Annotated in this window: 16 protein-coding genes; 9 read left to right on the top strand and 7 right to left on the bottom strand. The window is 71.2% G+C overall.

From position 1 onward, the window contains the following. Positions 1-7 precede the first annotated feature (7 nt). A complete protein-coding gene (gene ahcY, locus Q0Q23_RS10605; RefSeq protein ID WP_295122994.1) occupies positions 8-1,489 on the top strand; it encodes an adenosylhomocysteinase in 1,482 nt (493 codons plus the stop codon). Continuing rightward, positions 1,489-2,040, top strand: a complete 552-nt coding sequence (locus Q0Q23_RS10600) for a GNAT family N-acetyltransferase (protein WP_295122991.1) — start codon at positions 1,489-1,491, stop codon at positions 2,038-2,040. Before ahcY ends, Q0Q23_RS10600 begins: the two co-directional genes overlap by 1 nt. A 25-nt stretch (positions 2,041-2,065) precedes the next feature. Here Q0Q23_RS10600 and Q0Q23_RS10595 read toward each other — a convergent pair whose 3' ends face one another. Both Q0Q23_RS10595 and Q0Q23_RS10590 read right to left on the bottom strand, forming a co-directional pair. Continuing rightward, entirely contained in the window at positions 2,066-2,971 is a 906-nt protein-coding gene (locus Q0Q23_RS10595; RefSeq protein ID WP_295122988.1) for a cyclase family protein, read from the bottom strand. Positions 2,972-3,014: 43 nt separating this feature from the next. After that, positions 3,015-3,872 carry an RDD family protein gene (locus Q0Q23_RS10590; RefSeq protein WP_295122985.1) on the bottom strand — a complete coding sequence of 286 codons (858 nt, stop codon included), beginning with the start codon at positions 3,870-3,872 and terminating at the stop codon, positions 3,015-3,017. A 17-nt stretch (positions 3,873-3,889) separates the two neighbouring features. Here Q0Q23_RS10590 and Q0Q23_RS10585 point away from each other — a divergent pair, with 17 nt between their 5' ends. Beyond that, complete coding sequence (locus Q0Q23_RS10585) at positions 3,890-4,885, top strand: stage II sporulation protein M (protein WP_295122982.1); 996 nt, start codon at positions 3,890-3,892, stop codon at positions 4,883-4,885. A gap of 160 nt (positions 4,886-5,045) precedes the next feature. On the opposite strand, the gene Q0Q23_RS10580 is transcribed toward Q0Q23_RS10585, so the two are convergent. Genes Q0Q23_RS10580 through Q0Q23_RS10560 form a run of 5 tightly spaced genes read right to left on the bottom strand, consistent with a single transcriptional unit; the run spans position 5,046 to position 10,640 of the window. After that, the gene (locus tag Q0Q23_RS10580) at positions 5,046-6,377 is read right to left on the bottom strand and encodes a DUF58 domain-containing protein (RefSeq protein WP_295122979.1); all 1,332 of its coding nucleotides are present in this window, start codon (positions 6,375-6,377) and stop codon (positions 5,046-5,048) included. Positions 6,378-6,386: 9 nt separating this feature from the next. After that, positions 6,387-7,403 (bottom strand): MoxR family ATPase, encoded by a 1,017-nt coding sequence (locus Q0Q23_RS10575; protein WP_295122976.1) that lies wholly within the window; start codon positions 7,401-7,403, stop codon positions 6,387-6,389. After that, positions 7,400-8,680: a DUF4350 domain-containing protein gene (locus tag Q0Q23_RS10570; RefSeq protein ID WP_295122973.1), complete on the bottom strand. Its 1,281-nt coding sequence runs from the start codon at positions 8,678-8,680 to the stop codon at positions 7,400-7,402. The genes Q0Q23_RS10575 and Q0Q23_RS10570 overlap by 4 nt, the downstream gene beginning before the upstream one ends. Next, positions 8,677-9,333, bottom strand: coding sequence for a DUF4129 domain-containing protein (locus Q0Q23_RS10565; RefSeq protein WP_295122970.1), 657 nt, complete (start codon positions 9,331-9,333; stop codon positions 8,677-8,679). Before Q0Q23_RS10565 ends, Q0Q23_RS10570 begins: the two co-directional genes overlap by 4 nt. Before the next feature lie 2 nt (positions 9,334-9,335). Then, positions 9,336-10,640 carry a hypothetical protein gene (locus tag Q0Q23_RS10560; protein WP_295122967.1) on the bottom strand — a complete coding sequence of 435 codons (1,305 nt, stop codon included), beginning with the start codon at positions 10,638-10,640 and terminating at the stop codon, positions 9,336-9,338. A 231-nt stretch (positions 10,641-10,871) separates the two neighbouring features. Here Q0Q23_RS10560 and mtrA point away from each other — a divergent pair, with 231 nt between their 5' ends. The 6 genes from mtrA to Q0Q23_RS10530 all read left to right on the top strand — a co-directional run. Next, positions 10,872-11,555 (top strand): MtrAB system response regulator MtrA, encoded by a 684-nt coding sequence (gene mtrA / locus Q0Q23_RS10555; protein ID WP_295122964.1) that lies wholly within the window; start codon positions 10,872-10,874, stop codon positions 11,553-11,555. 16 nt (positions 11,556-11,571) lie between these two features. After that, positions 11,572-13,197: an MtrAB system histidine kinase MtrB gene (gene mtrB, locus Q0Q23_RS10550; protein WP_295122960.1), complete on the top strand. Its 1,626-nt coding sequence runs from the start codon at positions 11,572-11,574 to the stop codon at positions 13,195-13,197. Further along, on the top strand, positions 13,194-14,888 hold the full coding sequence (locus Q0Q23_RS10545; protein WP_295122956.1) for an LpqB family beta-propeller domain-containing protein: 1,695 nt from the start codon (positions 13,194-13,196) through the stop codon (positions 14,886-14,888). The genes mtrB and Q0Q23_RS10545 overlap by 4 nt, the downstream gene beginning before the upstream one ends. 97 nt (positions 14,889-14,985) lie before the next feature. Next, positions 14,986-15,657 (top strand): ComF family protein, encoded by a 672-nt coding sequence (locus tag Q0Q23_RS10540; RefSeq protein ID WP_295122953.1) that lies wholly within the window; start codon positions 14,986-14,988, stop codon positions 15,655-15,657. A 150-nt stretch (positions 15,658-15,807) separates the two neighbouring features. Continuing rightward, positions 15,808-16,506 (top strand): ribosome hibernation-promoting factor, HPF/YfiA family, encoded by a 699-nt coding sequence (gene raiA / locus Q0Q23_RS10535; RefSeq protein WP_295122950.1) that lies wholly within the window; start codon positions 15,808-15,810, stop codon positions 16,504-16,506. A gap of 207 nt (positions 16,507-16,713) precedes the next feature. After that, on the top strand, positions 16,714-17,695 hold a 982-nt coding region (locus Q0Q23_RS10530), incomplete at its 3' end, for a DEAD/DEAH box helicase (protein WP_363316251.1).

The raw sequence follows: 17,695 nt of genomic DNA, 5'->3' as shown, positions 1-17,695 counted from the left end.
TGATCGCATGCCTTCTCCTGCCACTGACACCTCCCTGCCGTTCCGGGTCGCAGACCTATCCCTGGCCGCGGCCGGACGCCACCAGATCCGGCTCGCCGAGAACGAGATGCCCGGCCTGATGGCTCTCCGCGAGGAGTTCGGTCCGACGCAGCCGCTGCGTGGCGCGCGCATCGCCGGGTCGCTGCACATGACCGTTCAGACCGCCGTCCTCATCGAGACCCTCGTCGCGCTCGGCGCGCAGGTGCGCTGGGCGAGCTGCAACATCTTCTCCACCCAGGACGAAGCCGCCGCCGCGATCGCCGTCGGCCCGCACGGCACCCCCGAGGCACCCGCCGGCGTTCCGGTGTTCGCCTGGAAGGGCGAGACGCTCGACGAGTACTGGTGGTGCACGCAGCAGATCTTCGACTGGACCGCCGAGGCACAGGAGGCCGGCGCCGATTGGATCGGCCCGAACCTCATCCTCGACGACGGCGGCGACGCGACGCTGCTGGTGCACAAGGGCCGCGAGTTCGAGCTCGCAGGCGCCGTCCCGGCCGACGCCCCGGGCGACAGCCACGAGTACCGCGTCATCCTGGCCGCGCTGCGCGCCTCGCTCGCCACCTCGCCCGATCGGTGGACGCGCATCGCCGAGGGCATCCTCGGCGTCACCGAGGAGACGACCACCGGCGTCCACCGGCTCTACGAGCTCGCCAAGGCCGGTCGGTTGCTGTTCCCGGCGATCAACGTCAACGACTCGGTCACCAAGAGCAAGTTCGACAACAAGTACGGCATTCGGCACTCCCTGCCCGACGGCCTCAACCGGGCGACCGACGTGCTCATCGGCGGAAAGGTCGTCTTCGTCTGCGGCTACGGCGATGTCGGCAAGGGTGCGGCCGAGGCCCTGCGCGGCCAGGGCGCCCGCGTGATCGTCAGCGAGGTCGACCCGATCAACGCCCTCCAGGCCGCGATGGACGGCTTCCAGGTCACGACGCTCGAGTCGGTCGTCGACCAGGTCGACATCGTCGTCACCGGCACGGGCAACCTCAACGTCGTCACCCTCGACCACCTGCTCGCCATGAAGCACCTCGCCATCGTCGCCAACGTCGGCCACTTTGACAACGAGATCGACATGGCGTCGCTGGAGGCCCTCCCCGGCGCCGAGAAGGTCGAGATCAAGCCGCAGGTGCACGAGTGGCGGCTCCCGAACGGACGGAGCATCCTGGTGCTGTCCGAGGGCCGCCTGATGAACCTCGGCAACGCCACCGGCCACCCGAGCTTCGTGATGAGCAACTCGTTCGCCAATCAGGTGCTCGCCCAGCTCGAGCTCTACGTCTCGACGGAGAGCTACCCGATCGGCGTGTACGTGCTCCCGAAGCACCTCGACGAGAAGGTGGCGCGCCTCCACCTGGGCGCCCTCGGAGTGAAGCTGACGACCCTGACCGACGAGCAGGCCGCCTACATCGGCGTGCCGGTGGACGGCCCCTACAAGGTCGACCACTACCGCTACTGATGGCACTCGAATTCGCCGACCGGGAGCTGCCCGGCGGACTCGTCCTCCGCGTACGCCGCGAGGAGGACGCCGCCGCGCTGGCCGCGGCGTACTCCCGCAACCGCGGCCACCTCGCGCCGTGGGATCCGACGAGGTCGGAGGAGTTCTTCACCGAGGCGGGCCAGCTGGCGCGCACGCGCGAGCTCCTCGCGCTGCGCTCGCTCGAGACGGCGGTGCCGCTGGTGATCGTCGACGGCGACGACATCGCAGGCGGCATGGACCTCAGCAACATCGTCCGCGGCGCCTTCCAGAGCGCGATGGTCGGCTATTGGCTCGACCGCGGCCACACCGGCCGTGGGCTGGCGTCGGTCGCGCTGACGGCGGTGCTGGAGGCCGCGCGGGACGATTACGCGCTGCACCGCGTGCAGGCGGCGACGCTGCTGGCGAACCACGCCTCCCAGTCGGTGCTCACCCGCGCCGGCTTCGAGAGGATCGGCGTGGCCCCGAACTACCTCAAGATCGCAGGGCGCTGGCAAGACCACGTGCTCTTCCAGCGCATCCTGCACGACTGAGGATCCCAGCCGGACGAAGCAGCGGTCACACCTCCGCGAACGCCCGCACCGGGAATGTGCCGAAGCCTTCGATCGCGGGCGGCGCCGCCGTGAAGCGGGCGCCCCGCGCGGGCACATCGCCGAGCCGGGTCAGGTGCTCGACCACGTGGATGCCGTGAGCCAGCAGGATGCTGTGCGCCGGGCGCGATCCGTCGTTCTCGGTGTCGTCGATGTTGAGCGAGTCGATGCCCACCAAAGCGACGCCGGCGCGGGCCAGCTGCTGCGCTCCCTCCTCGGTCAGGTACGGCGCGCCGCTCGCGTACGCCGGGGTGCCGAATCGCGTGTCCCAGCCCGTGTGCAGCAGCACGGCCGCTCCCGCGAGCTCCCTGTCGTGGAACACCGACGTCGGGATGCCGCGCTCGACGGCGTCGGTGAGGTGGAAGACCTCCGCGCGCAGCCCCACGAGCGTGGCCAGGTCGAGTGATGCGAGATCGCCGCCGTCGGCGTAGCGGTGGAACGGGCTGTCCAGATACGTGCCGGTGTTGCCGATCATCGTGATGATGTCCATCGCGAACTCGGTGCCCGGAGCGTAGCGCTCGCGCGAGCCCTCGCGCGTGAGGTGCGGGGTGATGACCGGCGCCGGGAGGCCGGGGTAGGTGACGAGACCTGCCCGGATCGGATGGCTGAGATCCACGATGCGCCCGGGGCTCCGGTCGTCGGTCGCCGGCGCCTGCACTCCCCGGCTCCCGCGGTGCGGCTCCTCGACGATGCGGATGTCGCGGAGTTCGACCCTGCCGACGAGGGCGAGGCCCAGGTGCCGCACGAACAGTTCCGCGAGCTCGTCCTCGCCGAGGGTGTCCGACGGGACGTCCAGCCGGAACCCTTCGGCGGTCAGCCCTCCGCCGTTGACGAAAGACACGACGGCGTCGAAATGGGCACGGTAGTCGGTCATCGACGCTCCAAAGGTGTGGCCGGTCGTCGCCCGGCGGTGCGGATCAGCGGTCGGGGAAGCCGTGGGGGAGCGCACCGAGCACCGGCTCGAGGCGCTGGAGCCGCTCCGCCTCCAGCGCGAGCCCCGCGGCGTCGCGGCGGCGGCGGAGGACGGCGACGGCGACCAGGAACGACTCGGCGTCGACCGGCGGCAGCGGTGAGACGTACGGTGCGGCCTCCCGCGCCAGCTCGGTGCTCAGGCCGATGCGTGCCGGCACGGTCAGCTGCGGGGCCTGCCGCACGAACTGGGCGATCCGACGCGAGAGCCGATCGGGGAGCCGGCCGACATCCGCGGTCTGCGCCCACCCGGCGAGCTGCGGAGGCAGGTGGAGCGCGAGGGGCTGCGGGCGGGGCACCCGCTCGTGCTGGCTGTACGTGCCGGCGAGCAGATCGCCCAGGCGCTTGGAGCGGGGGTTCAGCAGTCCGGTGAGCGCCGCGATTCCGCCGAAGGTCATGTAGATCTCGAGCACCCCGACCAGTGAGCGGATGAACGCGTGGCGGAACCCGGTCGCACCGCCGTCGTCGCGCACGATGCGGGCTCCGACCGCGAGACGGCCGAGTGAACGTCCACGGGTCAGCAGCTCCATCGCCGTCGGCAGGACGACCATCCCGAACACCAGGATGAGGACGACGAGCGCCCGCAGCAGGGCCTGGTCGAGACCTCCGCCCGTCGCCACGAGCAGCAGGATGCACCCGAGCATGACGAGCATCGAGAACAGCCAGTCGATCATGGTGCCGGCCGCGCGGAGGATGTAGCTGGTCGGCCGGACGTCGAGCGCGACGGCCTCGCCGGTCACGAGCTCGCGCTCGCCGCGCGCCGGAGCCTGACCCCCGCTCGGGAGCATGGGCGCGGATGCCGTCATGGCTATCATTCAAGCAGATGGATCTCGACGCATACACGGCAGCGCGCAGCGCCGACTGGGACAGGCTCTCCCGGCTGGCCGCGCGCCGCCGCCTGGACGGGCGCGACGCCGACGAGCTGATCGACCTGTATCAGTCGGCCGCCGCCGATCTGTCGGCGATCCAGACCAGCGCGGGCTCCACGGCCGTCGGCGACCGGCTGTCGGTCATCCTGGCCGGCGCGCGACTGCGCTTCACGGGGGCGGGGAGCAACCTGTTCTCGCAGCTTCCGCGCTTCTTCGTCCTCCAGCTCCCCGCAGCGCTCTACCGCATCCGCTGGATTGTGCTGGCGGTGGCCGTCTTCACCGTCGTCGTCGCGACGCTCTACGCGCTGTGGATCACGGGGAACCCGGAGGTCCTGCGCAACCTCGGCGACGACGCCGCTCTCAAGCAGTACGTGAACCACGAGTTCGTCGACTACTACTCGAACAACCCGGCGGCGTCGTTCGCCGGTCAGGTCTGGACGAACAACGCCTGGATCGCGGCGCAGTGCATCGCGTTCGGGATCACCGGGCTGTGGGTTCCGTACGTGCTCGTGCAGAACGCCGTGGGTGTCGGTACCGCCGCCGGGGTGATGTTCGCCTACGGCCGCGGCGACGTGATGTTCTCGTACATCCTGCCCCACGGCCTCCTGGAGCTCACCAGCGTCTTCGTCGCGGCGGCAGCGGGCCTGCGGATCTTCTGGGCCTGGATCGCGCCGGGAGCGCGCACCAGGGGGCAGGCGCTCGCCGAAGACGGCAGGGCGCTCTTCACCGTGGCCGTCGGCTGTGCCATCTCCCTGTTCGTGTCGGGGCTGATCGAAGGCTTCGTGACGCCGTCGCCGCTGCCCGTGTGGGCCAAGATCGCCATCGGCGCCCTGGCGCTCGCCGCGTTCCTCTTCTACATGCTGTTCGTCGGCCGCCGCGCGGTGCGCGCCGGCGAGACCGGCGACCTCACCGAGTTCGAGGCGGGCGACCGCCGCGTCGTCGCCGGCTGACGCGCCCTCCCACCGCCGACTCCCTCTGCCCTGCGTCGTCTGCCGTGCGTCGGCTCCCGTGCGTCGGCGACCTTCGTGACGAATGCCGTGATTCGTGGCACGAATCGACGCATTCGTCACGAATCCCCGAGCGAGCGGGGCCGGGACCGGGCGCGGCGCGTCAGAGGCGTCCAGCGGCCTTGAGCGCGAGGTAGCGGTCGGCCAGTGCGGGAGGCAGGTCGGACGGCGACCCGGTCACGACCTCGCCGCCGAGGCGCCGGACGGCCGCCGACACGCGCGCGACATCGAGCAGTGCGCGCTCGGCGGACGCCGCGCGGTAGACGTCGTCCCTGCGCCCGCGCTGCAGGGCGGCGGCCTCGGCCTCCGGATCGGTCACGCTCGCGACCACGACGAGGTGCTTGCGCGTCAGCTGGGGCAGCACCGAGAGCAGGCCGCGGGAGCCGCCGGGTGCATCGAGGGAGGTCAGGAGCACGACGAGCGAGCGCTGACTGGTCATGGCGCCGACCTGGGCGGGAACGGCAGCCCAGTCCATCTCGATGAGCGCGGGCTCGATGCCGGCCATCGCGTCGACCATCCGGGAGAGCAGCTCGGCGCCCACTGCGCCCTGCACCCGTCCGCGCACGATCCGGTCGTAAGCGAGCAGATCGACGCGGTCGCCGGCCCGCGTCGCGAGGGCGGCCAGCAACAGCGACGCCTCGAACGCGGTGTCGATCCGGGGTTCGTCGCCGATGCGGGCGGCGGAGGTGCGCGCCGTGTCGATCACGACCACCACGCGCCTGTCGCGCTCGGGCCGCCAGGTGCGCACCATCACGCGCGCACCCCGGCCCCCGGTCGGGTCGTGCCGCCGGGCGGTCGCGCGCCAGTCGATCGAGCGCACGTCGTCGCCGCGCACGTACTCGCGCAACGAGTCGAACTCGGTGCCCTGGCCGCGCAGCATCACACTCGTGGTCCCATCGAGCTCGCGCAGCCGCGCCAGCCGCGACGGGAGGTGCTTGCGCGATGTGAACGGCGGCAGCACCCGGATGCGGCCGGGCGCGGCGAGCGTCGCCTGTCGCGCCCACAGCCCCAGGGGCCCGGCGGACCGCACCGTGACCTGCTCGACACGGCGCTCGCCGCGCCGCCACGGCCGCAGCGAGACCGTGACGCGCCGACGCTCGCCGGGCGGGATGCTGATCGCGGTGCGCGTCGGTACCGCGCCGGCCGACGGCTCCCACGCATCGCGCAGGACACCGCGCAGCACGCGGGCTCCGGCATTGGTCACGAACAGCTCCGCGGTCGCGTCGGCCCCCAGCCGCACGCGGGCGGGCAGGTCGCGGCTCAGCCGCACACGCCGCGGCGACGCCGCCAGGGCCAGGTCGATCGCCCCGAGCACCACGCACAGCGCGACCCAGCCGCCCAGCGCGGCGTACGCGAGCGCCGCCTCCCCGCCGAGGAGCACGACGGGGACGACGCCCAGCGCCAGCAGGGCGACGAAACGTCCGGACACGGTCATCGGCTCGCCCTAGATCGGAACCTGGACCTGCTGCACGATCGAGCGCAGGATCGCGTCTGCGCCCACGCCCTCGAGCTCGGCCTCCGGGCGCAGTTGGATGCGGTGCCGCCACACCGGCACGAGCATGGCCTGCACGTGGTCGGGCGTGATCGAGTCGTAGCCCGAGAGCCACGCCCACGCCTTCGCCGCAGCGAGCAGAGCCGTCGTGCCGCGCGGGCTCACGCCGAGCCGCACCGACGGGCTGCGGCGCGTGGCTCTGGCGAGGTCGACGATGTACGCGAGCACGTCGGCGTTCGCCCCGACCGCGGCCGCGGCGGCGCGGGCGTCGTTCAGCTGGCCGGCGTCGAGCACGGGCGTCACCCCGGCCCCGGCCAGGTCGCGGGGGTTGAAGCCGGCGGCGTGCCTGCGCAGCACCTCCACCTCGGCCTCGCGCTCCGGTACGTCGAGTGTGAGCTTGAGGAGGAAGCGGTCGAGCTGGGCTTCGGGAAGCGTGTAGGTGCCCTCGTACTCGATCGGGTTCTGGGTCGCTGCCACGATGAACGGGTCGGGGAGGCGGCGGCTCACCCCGTCGACGCTGACCTGGCGCTCCTCCATCGCCTCCAGGAGCGCGGACTGGGTCTTGGGAGGCGTGCGGTTGATCTCGTCGGCGAGCAGGATGTTGGTGAACACCGGCCCTTCGCGGAAGACGAACCCTCCCGTCTGCGCGTCGTAGACCAGCGAGCCGGTGACATCGCCCGGCATGAGATCGGGCGTGAACTGGATGCGCGTGGTCGACAGTCTCAACGCCTCGCTGAGGGAGCGCACCAGCAGGGTCTTGGCGACCCCCGGCACGCCCTCCAGCAGGACGTGCCCGCGGGCCAGCAGGGCGATCATCAGGCCGGTCACGGCGCCGTCCTGGCCGACCACGGCCTTGCCGACCTCCGAGCGCACCCGGGCGAGCGCGTGGCGCAGATCGGCGGCGCCAGGGGCGGAGGCGCCGGCTGGTTCTGCGCCGGCGAGGTGGGATCCGGTCGTGAGGTCGGTCATTGTTCCATTCTTCCGGTCGTTCGAGGACTGTCGGGGGAGGCGGCGGCCGACGTGGCGCGCTCGAGCTCGCCGAGCCGGTCGGAGAGGTCGATGAGTTCGCGGTCCGACCCGGGGCGCTCGTCCACCAGCAGGCGGACCACGGTAGCTCGGTCGCGGCCGACGAGCGCGGCGACGGCCTCGGCGACCTCATCGGTCGTGGCCGCCCGGGGCAGTCCCACGGTGACGGCGAGTCGGCCGATCGTGCCGATCCGCAGGGCGTCGGCGGCGCGGAGCCGGGCCGACGAGCGCTGATACAGGCGGGCGCGTCCCTCGCGCGTCTCGCCCGCACGGACGACGACCGGCAGGTGCTCGACCACCAGCGGGCCGAAGCGGCGCCCGCGCCAGACCGCCGCCGCCACGAACACCAGGGTGAGCAGGATCACCACGGGCGTGACCCAGCCGGGTGTGAGCGAGGCCAGGTCGGCCGGCCCGGTGACGGGACGGTCGAGCAGCCCGGGGAGATACCAGACCAGCGTCCGATGTGCGCCGAGCAGATTGAGGCCCAGAGCTGCGTTGCCGAGGCGGTCGATCCCGTCGTTCATGAGGGTCGCGGCCGAGCCCAGCAGGTAGACGGTGCGACCCTCGTAGACGGTGCGGACCAGCGAGGAGCGACCGCCCGATCCCTCGAAGCAGGCCGTGGCGTCGCCGGTCGCGCGGAAGCTGCCGGGCGACGCCGCGCCCTCGGTGTTCGCCGTCGGGCGCGGATCGATGCGCCCGGCGCGCTGGGCGGCGGGGAGGTCGCAGCCGGCCGAAGCGACGCCGTGGGGTGCGCCCGCCGCGTTGACGGTGGGGGCGAGTGCGCGCAGAGCGGCGAAATCCGGCTCGACGACCACGATGGTGCCGGCCAGCGAAGTCAACTGCTCGTATCCGTCGCGGTTCAGGTTGCCCTGGGGATCGAACACGAGCACCGTCGTGTCGTCGTCGGCGCTGTCCCTGACGTCGCCGAGCGACCCGGCGGTCTTCACCGTGACCCCCTGCCGGCCGAGCACCTGAGCCAGGGCCTTGCCGCCGGCCGGCCCCGGATTCGTGGCGCTCAGCGGGTCGCCGGCGACACCGCGGACTCCTCCCACCGCGAGGCCGGCGAGGGCGACGAGGAGCGCGATGATCCCCAGGACGACCCAGGGCACGGCTCGGCGCGCCGTCCGGCGGACGGTGGGGGAGACGGCGGCGGCGACGTCGTCTCCGGAGGGCGGAGCCGGCTCGGTGAGCGGAGCACCCGACGGGAGCGTTCTCGTCACGCGACCACCGCCTCCTGCGCCGGGCGGACGCGCTGCAGCTGCGCGTCGAGCGCGACCAGCTGCTGATACCCGGCCTGGGTGCCCGGGCGATCGAGGTAGCGCACCTCGTCGAAGGTGCGCGCGGCCTGGCGCAACTCGTCGGCGAGCGCGGGAGCCGGTCGCGCCGCCTGCGCGGCGAACTCGGTCGCGGTCGTCCCCGGTCGCACCTCCACCAGGGTGCGTTCGTGGAGGGCGGCGGCGATCGCCCGGAACTGCTCCTCGATCGCGAGCGGCCAGTCCGCGAGCAGGGCGGCGTCCGCGGCCGACCGGCGCAGCTCGTCGGCGGAGCGGGCGTCATCGGCGCCGAACAGGGCGCGCCGATCGGAAGTGCTCCTGCGGTTGACCCGCGGGCGGCCGAAGATCAGGAATGCGGCGACGATGAGCGCGGCGATGATCAGGACGACCACCAGCAGCAGCACGGGCCCGGCGTCGCCGGTCGGCCCGTTGAGCAGCGAGGCCAGCCAGTCCTGCACCGCTTTGGACGCCACGTCGAACCACGTGGGCTTCGCCGCCTGGTATTCGGGCTTCGCGAGCTCGTTGCGCAGCCAGTCCTGCGCCTGCGGCGACGAGGGATCGACGGGCACATCGAGCCGGGGCGGGCCGAGCAGGAGCACGCTCAGGCGCCCGGCCAGGCGGCGGTGGGTGCGGGCTGCGTATACGGGTCGGGCAGGTCGTGACCGGTCTGCCGTGCCTCCACGAACCGCACCAACTCGAGGTCGAGGCCCTCTTTCCGCATCCGGAGGTCGATGTAGATGAGGCCGATCGCGGCCGACTGCACGACGCTGCCGATCGCGCCGACGATCGCGCCCACGACGGCCGAGAGCACGTTCACGCCGAGCTGGCTGGCGATCACGGTGGCGAAGTCGCCGGAGTCGGGCGTGCTCAGCGAGGTGGGGGCGAACACGCCGCCGACCATCGCGCCGATGAGCGCGAACGGGATCGAGATCACCTGCGTCACCGCGTAGATGATGAGCCAGAGCAGGATGAGGACGCCGAAGGTGCGCCAGAAGTAGCCGGTCGTCAGCCGCCAGGAGCGCGCGACCGCCGCCCGCAGCGGGAGCCGTTCGATCACAAGGGCGCTCGGCACGACCGACAGCTTGGTGTAGAGCCAGACCCCGATCACGATGAGGCCGATCGAGCCGCCGACGCCCACCAGCACCGCCCCGACGATGCCGGCGACGCCGCCGAGCATGGCGAGTGCGACGATCACCGACACCACGAGCGCGATGCCCAGGAACCACGCGAGGAAGACCAGGAAGGTCCAGCCGATCAGGCCGCCGATCCGGCCCCGGATGAGCTGCCAGAGCGTGCGGAAGGTGAGCTTCTCGCCGAGGCTTTCGCGCGATACTTCGCTGACGACGATGCCCTGCAGGAGGGCGCTGAAGACGGTCGAGATGACGACGGCGAGCACGCCCAGCACGATCGTGCCGCCGATGGCGCCGGCGGCGATGGTGTCGCGATCCGCCGCATCGGCGTTGGCGATGCGGTCGACCAGCACGAACACGCCGCCGGCGATGAGCACCGACACGATGATCGTCGGGATGCCCTGCAACAGCAGGGCGGCGCCGACCGTGATCTTGGGGTTGCGGCGCAGCGCCTGGAAGGGCGCGCCGATGAGCGTGCCGAACCCCAAGGGTCGCAGCGGGATGAGGCCGGGCTTCGGCGGGGGCGCCCAGCCGGGCTGGGCTCCCGGCGCGCCGTACTGCTGCCAGACGGGCTGCTGCTGCCAGCCGGGCTGCTGCTGCCAGCCGGGCTGCTGCGGATAGCCGCCGGGAGCGTACTCGCCGTACTGCGGCGGAGCGGCGGGGGGAGCAGGCGGCGGGGTCGGAGTGCCGGTCCCTGCAGCGTCGGCCCCTGCCGCGTCGGCCCGTGCCGTGTCCTCGGACGAGCCGGGTGCCCGCCAGGTCTGGTCGTCGCTCACGCCGTGCCTCTCATCCCCCGTCTGATGCGTGCTCCCATGCTGGCACATCCGTCGCCGCTGCGATGCCCCGCCCACGGGGCACGTCGGCGGGCGCAGCAGGCGCGGATGCCGGTCCGGCGCACAGCGGGCACCGGGCCGGCATACAAGGCTCGCGCAGCCTCCTCGACTACGCTGGTCCCGTTACACCTGCGGCTTGCGCCGCCCGAGAGGGGTTCAGGGGAATCTTCGGACATGACTAGTCGCATCCTGGTGGTCGACGACGACACCGCGCTCGCCGAGATGATCGGCATCGTGCTCCGCACCGAGGGATTCGACCCGGTGTTCTGCGAAGACGGAGCCCAGGCGATCGAGATCTTCCGCGCCAGCAAGCCCGACCTCGTCCTCCTCGACCTCATGCTCCCCGGCCTCGACGGCATCGAGGTGTGCAGCCGCATCCGCGCGGAGTCCGGCACTCCGGTCATCATGCTCACGGCCAAGTCCGACACCGCCGATGTCGTCAAGGGCCTCGAGTCGGGCGCCGACGACTACATGGTCAAGCCGTTCAACCCCAAGGAGCTCGTCGCGCGCATCCGCACGCGCCTGCGTCCAGCGCCGACCGTGCCGCCCGCGGAGCAGCTCCGGGTCGGAGACCTGCTCGTCGACGTCGCCGGCCACGAGGTGCGCCGCGGCGACGAACGAATCGCACTCACGCCGCTCGAGTTCGATCTCCTGCTGGCGCTCGCGTCCAAGCCGCAGCAGGTCTTCACGCGCGAGATGCTGCTCGAGCAGGTGTGGGGCTACCACTACAAGGCGGACACCCGGCTCGTGAACGTCCACGTCCAGCGTCTGCGCGCCAAGGTGGAGCAGGACCCGGACAACCCGAAGATCGTGATGACCGTGCGCGGGGTCGGCTACCGCGCCGGTGCGGCGACCTGACGGCGAGACGACCGCGATGCGCTTGCGGTGGCCCGACAGGGAGTGGTGGCGGCAGGTGCCGTCCGAGGTCGCGCGCCTGTGGCGCCGGTCCCTTCAGCTGCGCACCGTGGCGATCACGGTCCTGCTGACCGGCGTCGCGATCCTCGTGACCGGCGTCTACATGGCGCTCAGCATCAGCAACGACCTGTACCAGTCGCGACTCGACCAGGCCCTTCGCGACTCCAGCCGGGCGACGACCGCCGCGCAGTCGACGCTCAACGCGTCCGACATCGGGTCGGCGGACAGCGGCAAGAACCTGCTCAACTCCACGCTCCAGTCGGTCCAGGCGTCGACCTCGAGCCGGTTGATCGCGGCGTACCGCGTGCCCGGACAAGACACCAGCGTGCTCGCGCCGCCCGACCGGGGGAGCCCGGCGCTCAACCCGGTGATCTCGCCCGAACTGCGCACCGCCGTGCAGAAGGGCGGGACGAAGCAGTTCTATCAGTCGGTCGCATTGCCGTCCGGCACCGACTCGACCGACCCCGGCATCGTCGTCGGAAGCCAGCTCACCCTGCCCTCGTACGGCCGCTACGAGCTGTACATCGGCTACAACCTGCGCGACTCCGAGAACACCCTGTTGTTCGTGCAGAACACGCTGCTGCTGGCGGGGCTCGCGCTGATCGTGCTGATCGGCGCGATCACCTGGCTCATCGTGCGGTTCGTCGTCGAGCCGATCCGGGTCGCGGCGCGCACGAGCGAAAGGCTCGCCGCCGGCGACCTGGCGGTGCGCATCCCCGAGAAGGGGGAGGACGTCTTCGCGTCGCTGGCGCGGTCGTTCAACGGAATGGCGGACAGTCTCCAGAGCCAGATCAATCAGCTGGCGACCCTGTCGCAGCTCCAGCAGCGCTTCGTCTCGGACGTCTCGCACGAGCTCCGCACGCCGCTGACCACGATCCGGCTCGCCGGCGACGTCATCTACGACCAGCGCGGAACGTTCCCGCCGGCGACCACCCGCACCGCCGAGCTGCTGCACACGCAGATCGAGCGCTTCGACCGGCTCCTCTCCGACCTGCTGGAGATCAGCCGGTACGACGCGGGATCCGTGGCGCTCGAGCCGGAGCCCACGAACCTGGTGCGCCTCGCCGAAGAGGTGGTCGACGAGCTTCGCGCCGTGGCCGAGCAGAACGGTTCGGAACTGCGCCTGGAGGCGCCCGGCGGCTACTTCGACGTCGGGATGGACCCGCGGCGCATCCGGCGTGTCGTCCGAAACCTCCTCGGCAACGCGATCGAGCACGGCGAAGGAGCCCCGGTGGTGGTGACCGTCGACAGCAACGAGACCGCTGTGGCGCTCTCGGTACGCGACTACGGGGTCGGTATGAATCAGAACGACGTCAATCACGTGTTCGACCGGTTCTGGCGGGCCGACCCGTCGCGCAAGCGCACGCTCGGCGGAACCGGGCTCGGCCTCGCGATCTCGCTCGAGGATGTCACGCTGCACTCCGGCTGGCTGCAGGTGTGGTCGATGCCGGGCGAGGGCGCGTGCTTCCGGCTCACGCTGCCGCGCGTCACCGGCAAGGGGATCACCTCGTCGCCGCTGCCGCTGCCGCCTGCCGACGCGGGCGCCAAGCCGGTGCGGCGGCCCGAGAGTGAGGCTCGCGCATGATCCGGAGGACCGCACGCGGGCTGGGTGCAGCCGTGGCCGTCGCCCTGGCGCTGGTGCTGGCGGCGTGCGCGAGCATCCCCGATTCGGGACCCGTGCGCCAGGGCGGCCCCGTCGCGCAGGTCAACGACCAGCTCGACCTCGACTTCAACCCGTCGCCTCCCGAGAACGGGGCGTCGCCGCAGCGGATCGTGCAAGGTTTCATCGACGCCGCATCCAGCCCGAAGAACAACTTCGGTATCGCCCGCAAGTACCTGACCAAGTCGATGGCGGCATCGTGGAATCCCGATGAGTCGGTCACGGTCGACGACGGCCGCAACCGCACGTTCGACCACGATGGCAACCAGTGGTCGGTCGACGTCATCCCGGTCGCCAACGTCGACAGCGTCGGTTCCTACCGCCCGGTCGCGAGCAAGGCGCCGATCGGTCTGTCCTACGAGGTCGCCCGCGAGAACGGGCAGTGGCGCATCGCGGTGGCGCCCGACGGCGTCGTCATCGACGACCCGACGTTCCGCGCCGTCTACAGTCAGCAGACCCTGTACTTCTACAACACCGGATACTCCTATCTGGTGCCGGATGCGCGCTGGTTCCCCGCGCGCGTCGCCTCGGCGGCGACCCGCGTGGCCGGAGCGGTGCTCGCCGGTCCCGCCAAATGGCTCAACGGGGCAGTGACGAGCGCCTTCCCGCAGGGGACCCAGCTCGCCGTGCCGTCGGTCACGACCGTCGGCGGCGTCGCGCGCGTCGATCTCAGCTCGGAGGCCGGTCAGGCGGACCAACTGCAGCTCCAGCGCATGCAGCTCCAGCTGGAGCAGAGCCTCGGCGCCCTGGCGTCCTCCGTCCAGCTGTCGATCGAAGGCAACGCGCAGCAGATACCGCCGCTGTCCGATGCGTCGTCGCCGCTGCAGGACCCGCCCGTCGACTCGCACGCGATCGTCTACCGCGGAGACAGCTTCGGTCTGCTCAACGGGTCGACGATCACCGACCTGAGCGGCGTGAGCGACAAGGTGGTGACGCTCCAGCCCAGCGCTGCGACGATCGACGCCAGCCGCGATCAGGTCGCGGTGCTCTCGCACGGGGCGGCCGTGCTGGTCCGCAAGACGGGGGATCCGGTCCACGTCGACACCCGGCCCGGACTCATCCCGCCCGCTCTCGACAACGACGGCTGGCTCTGGAGCGTTCCCGGCTCGTCGCCGAACGCCCTGCAGGTCGCCGGCTCGAACGGGCAGCCGCACGCCGTCAAGGTCGACTGGCCCGGTGCGATCGGGATCGTCTCGCTCGCCGTCTCGCGCGACGGCACCCGCGTCGTCGCGGTGCTCCGCACCGCCCTCGGCTACTCCGTGGCCGCGGCAGGGGTGGTCCGCGGTGCGGATGGGCTGCCGACCTCCCTCACGCAGCCCGTCGAACTGGCGGTGGGCGACGGCTCGCCGACCTCGATCGCGTGGACGGGAGAGCTGACCGTCGCGGTGCTGGCGACCACGAACGGCGACGCCACGTCGATCACCGAGCAGACCATCGGCGGCACCTCGAGCGCGACGGCCGGTCCCACCGCAGGCCGCACCATCGTGGGCGCGGGCGGTCTCTCGCGATACCTGGTGCTCGCGGGCGACGGCACGCTGCAGGCGCCGACCGGGAGCGGATGGCAGACGCAGGCCGACAAGGTGGGCACTGTCGCCGTACAGCTCGGCCAGCCCTGATCCGCGGTCGTCCTCCACACGACGGCGCGGTGGTGGGTTCTCCACGGATTCGTGCGAGGAAGCTCCGCGGCCGGTCCGGGCACTCGATGCTGAGGGGATGAACGCATCCACCTCACGTCCCGGCGCAGCGGGATCCCTCGTGCGAAGCGCCCTGCTCGACGCGGCGGCCGTGCTGCTGCCCGTCCGGTGCGCAGGCTGCTCGGCTCCTGACCGGTCGGTCTGTCCGGCGTGCGCGCGCTCGCTGACGCCCCAGGACCGCAACCGGACGGTCGCCGGCTTCACGGTCTTCTCGTCCCTCGACTACGTCGACGTGCCACGGGCGGTCCTCCTCGCCTACAAGGACGCCGGCCGGGTGGATGTCGCACCGGCGCTGGCGGGTGCCCTGCGCCGCGCGGTCATCGCCGCGAGCGCCGGGCGACCCGTCGTCCCGGTGCTCATCCCGTCGACGCGAGCGGCGTGGCGGCGCAGGGGCTACCACCCGACGGGCATGGTGCTCGCCCGGTCGCGCCTCCTGCTCCCGCCGCTCTGGCGCGCCTTGCGACTCGCTCGCCAGACCGCCGACCAGGCGGTGCTGTCCTCGAGCGAACGCGAGCGCAACCGCGAGGGCAGCCTGGTCGCGTCGAGCCGGGTCGCGGGGAGGCGCTGCCTGCTCGTCGACGACATCGTGACGACGGGTGCCACGCTCGCGGAGGCTGCGAGGGCGATCGCGTCGGCGGGCGGCGAGGTGGCGGGGGCGGCCACCATCGCGCAGACCCCGCGGCGTCGGTGAGTATTCAGGAAACACTGAGGTGATACCGCAGAATTCACCTGCCGACCACGGTTCCGTTACGTGCGGGGGAGCACTACGGTAGTCGAAAAGGCGCGAGTGATCCGCCCTTCGTGATCCGGGCGGACGTCACGCCGGATCAGGGAGGTCTCCATGGACATCAACATCGTCGGACGCAACCTGGGTATCACTGATCGGTTCCGCGAATATGCGACGGAGAAGGCCGACAAAGTCGCGCATCTCGCCGAGCGGGCCATCTCGTTGGAGATCAAGGTCAGCAGGCACAACGAGAAGCTGGGATCCCAGAACGGGGACGACCGGGTCGAACTGACGCTGGTCGGGCCTCGAGCCGTGGTGCGGTCGGAGGCGACCGGAACCGACAAGTACGCAGCGTTCGACATCGCGCTCGGGAAACTCCTCGAACGCGTCAGGAGGGCCAAGGACCGGCGCAAGGTGCATCGCGGCCAGCACCGCCCCACCTCGTTGCGCGAGGCCAGCACCGACGGCTTCAGCGCCGTGGGGCTCGCCGCCGCGCCGGTGTCGGTGCTCGACCAGGTGCGCACGGGCAGCGTGCCCGCCGTCACCGATGAGGCGGAGCAGAGTGAGGCCGACGAGGAGTACAGCCCCGTCGTGATCCGTCAGAAGGTCTTCGCGAGCGTCCCGATGACCGTCGACGACGCCCTCTATTACATGGAACTGGTCGGCCACGACTTCTACCTGTTCGTGGACCAGGAGACCAAGCGGCCGAGCGTCGTCTACCGTCGCAAGGGCTGGGACTACGGCGTGATCGCCCTCGATGACGAAGCCGAGGAGCTGCAGGAGGTCGCGACCGCGAGCCGCAAACTCGGCTGATCGACGCGCCGATGGCGTGCGCCCGGGCGGCGCGCGCCATCGGCGTCCCTGTGTCCACCCGTCTGTCAGCCCCCTCCCAGCAGGTGCGGGACGTGCGCGGAGGGGAACCAAGTACGATGTTCTCTATCGTCGGCGGACTCTGCCGTGCGGCGTGCGTCCACCGGGCGCGGGCATCATCGGCCCGACCGAACAAAATGGAGTGCATCAGTGGCCTCAGTTCTTGAAAAGGTTCTCCGCGTCGGCGAGGGACGCACCCTCCGTCGCCTCGAGGCGTACGCGAAGGCGGTCAATGCTCTCGAGGACGACTTCAGCGAGCTGACCGACGACGAACTCATGCACGAGACCGTCGAGTTGCGCGAGCGCTACAGCAACGGCGAGTCGCTCGACGACCTGCTGCCGGAGGCCTTCGCCGCGGTGCGCGAGGCGTCCAAGCGGACGCTCGGCATGCGGCATTTCGACGTGCAGATCATGGGCGGCGCCGCCCTCCACCTGGGCAACATCGCCGAGATGAAGACCGGTGAGGGCAAGACCCTGGTCGCGACCACGGCCGCCTACCTCAACGCGATCGCCAGCCGCGGTGTGCACGTCATCACCGTCAACGACTATCTGGCGAGCTACCAGTCGGAGCTGATGGGCCGGGTGTTCCGCGCGCTGGGCATGACCACGGGGGTGATCCTCTCGGGGCAGACGCCGGAGGAGCGTCGCGAGCAGTACGCCGCCGACATCACCTACGGCACCAACAACGAGTTCGGCTTCGACTACCTGCGCGACAACATGGCCTGGCAGGCCAGCGACATGGTGCAGCGCGGCCACTACTTCGCGATCGTCGACGAGGTCGACTCGATCCTCATCGACGAGGCGCGCACTCCGCTCATCATCTCCGGTCCATCCTCGGGCGAGGCGAACCGCTGGTTCAACGAGTTCGCCAGCCTGGCCAAGCGGCTCACACCGGACGTCGACTACGAGGTCGACGAGAAGAAGCGCACCGTCGGCGTGCTCGAGCCCGGCATCGAGAAGGTCGAGGACTACCTCGGCATCGACAACCTGTACGAGTCGGCGAACACTCCGCTCATCTCGTTCCTCAACAACGCCATCAAGGCCAACGCCCTCTTCAAGCGCGACAAGGACTACGTCGTCATGAACGGCGAGGTGCTCATCGTCGACGAGCACACCGGCCGCATCCTGGTCG

Source organism: uncultured Leifsonia sp. (genome assembly GCF_945957465.1).
Taxonomy (GTDB): Bacteria; Actinomycetota; Actinomycetes; order Actinomycetales; family Microbacteriaceae; genus Leifsonia.
The sequence above is the reverse complement of the archived record's forward strand: the minus strand, read 5'-3'. Positions and strand labels throughout refer to the sequence as shown.

Coding starts and splice junctions, on each gene's coding strand:
- Q0Q23_RS10580 (WP_295122979.1), bottom strand. CDS start 6,377: ATGACCGTGTCCGGACGTTTCGTCGCCCTGCTGGCGCTGGGCGTCGTC.
- Q0Q23_RS10600 (WP_295122991.1), top strand. CDS start 1,489: ATGGCACTCGAATTCGCCGACCGGGAGCTGCCCGGCGGACTCGTCCTC.
- Q0Q23_RS10585 (WP_295122982.1), top strand. CDS start 3,890: ATGGATCTCGACGCATACACGGCAGCGCGCAGCGCCGACTGGGACAGG.
- Q0Q23_RS10545 (WP_295122956.1), top strand. CDS start 13,194: ATGATCCGGAGGACCGCACGCGGGCTGGGTGCAGCCGTGGCCGTCGCC.
- ahcY (WP_295122994.1), top strand. CDS start 8: ATGCCTTCTCCTGCCACTGACACCTCCCTGCCGTTCCGGGTCGCAGAC.
- Q0Q23_RS10590 (WP_295122985.1), bottom strand. CDS start 3,872: ATGACGGCATCCGCGCCCATGCTCCCGAGCGGGGGTCAGGCTCCGGCG.
- Q0Q23_RS10540 (WP_295122953.1), top strand. CDS start 14,986: ATGAACGCATCCACCTCACGTCCCGGCGCAGCGGGATCCCTCGTGCGA.
- mtrB (WP_295122960.1), top strand. CDS start 11,572: ATGCGCTTGCGGTGGCCCGACAGGGAGTGGTGGCGGCAGGTGCCGTCC.
- Q0Q23_RS10595 (WP_295122988.1), bottom strand. CDS start 2,971: ATGACCGACTACCGTGCCCATTTCGACGCCGTCGTGTCTTTCGTCAAC.
- raiA (WP_295122950.1), top strand. CDS start 15,808: ATGGACATCAACATCGTCGGACGCAACCTGGGTATCACTGATCGGTTC.
- Q0Q23_RS10575 (WP_295122976.1), bottom strand. CDS start 7,403: ATGACCGACCTCACGACCGGATCCCACCTCGCCGGCGCAGAACCAGCC.
- mtrA (WP_295122964.1), top strand. CDS start 10,872: ATGACTAGTCGCATCCTGGTGGTCGACGACGACACCGCGCTCGCCGAG.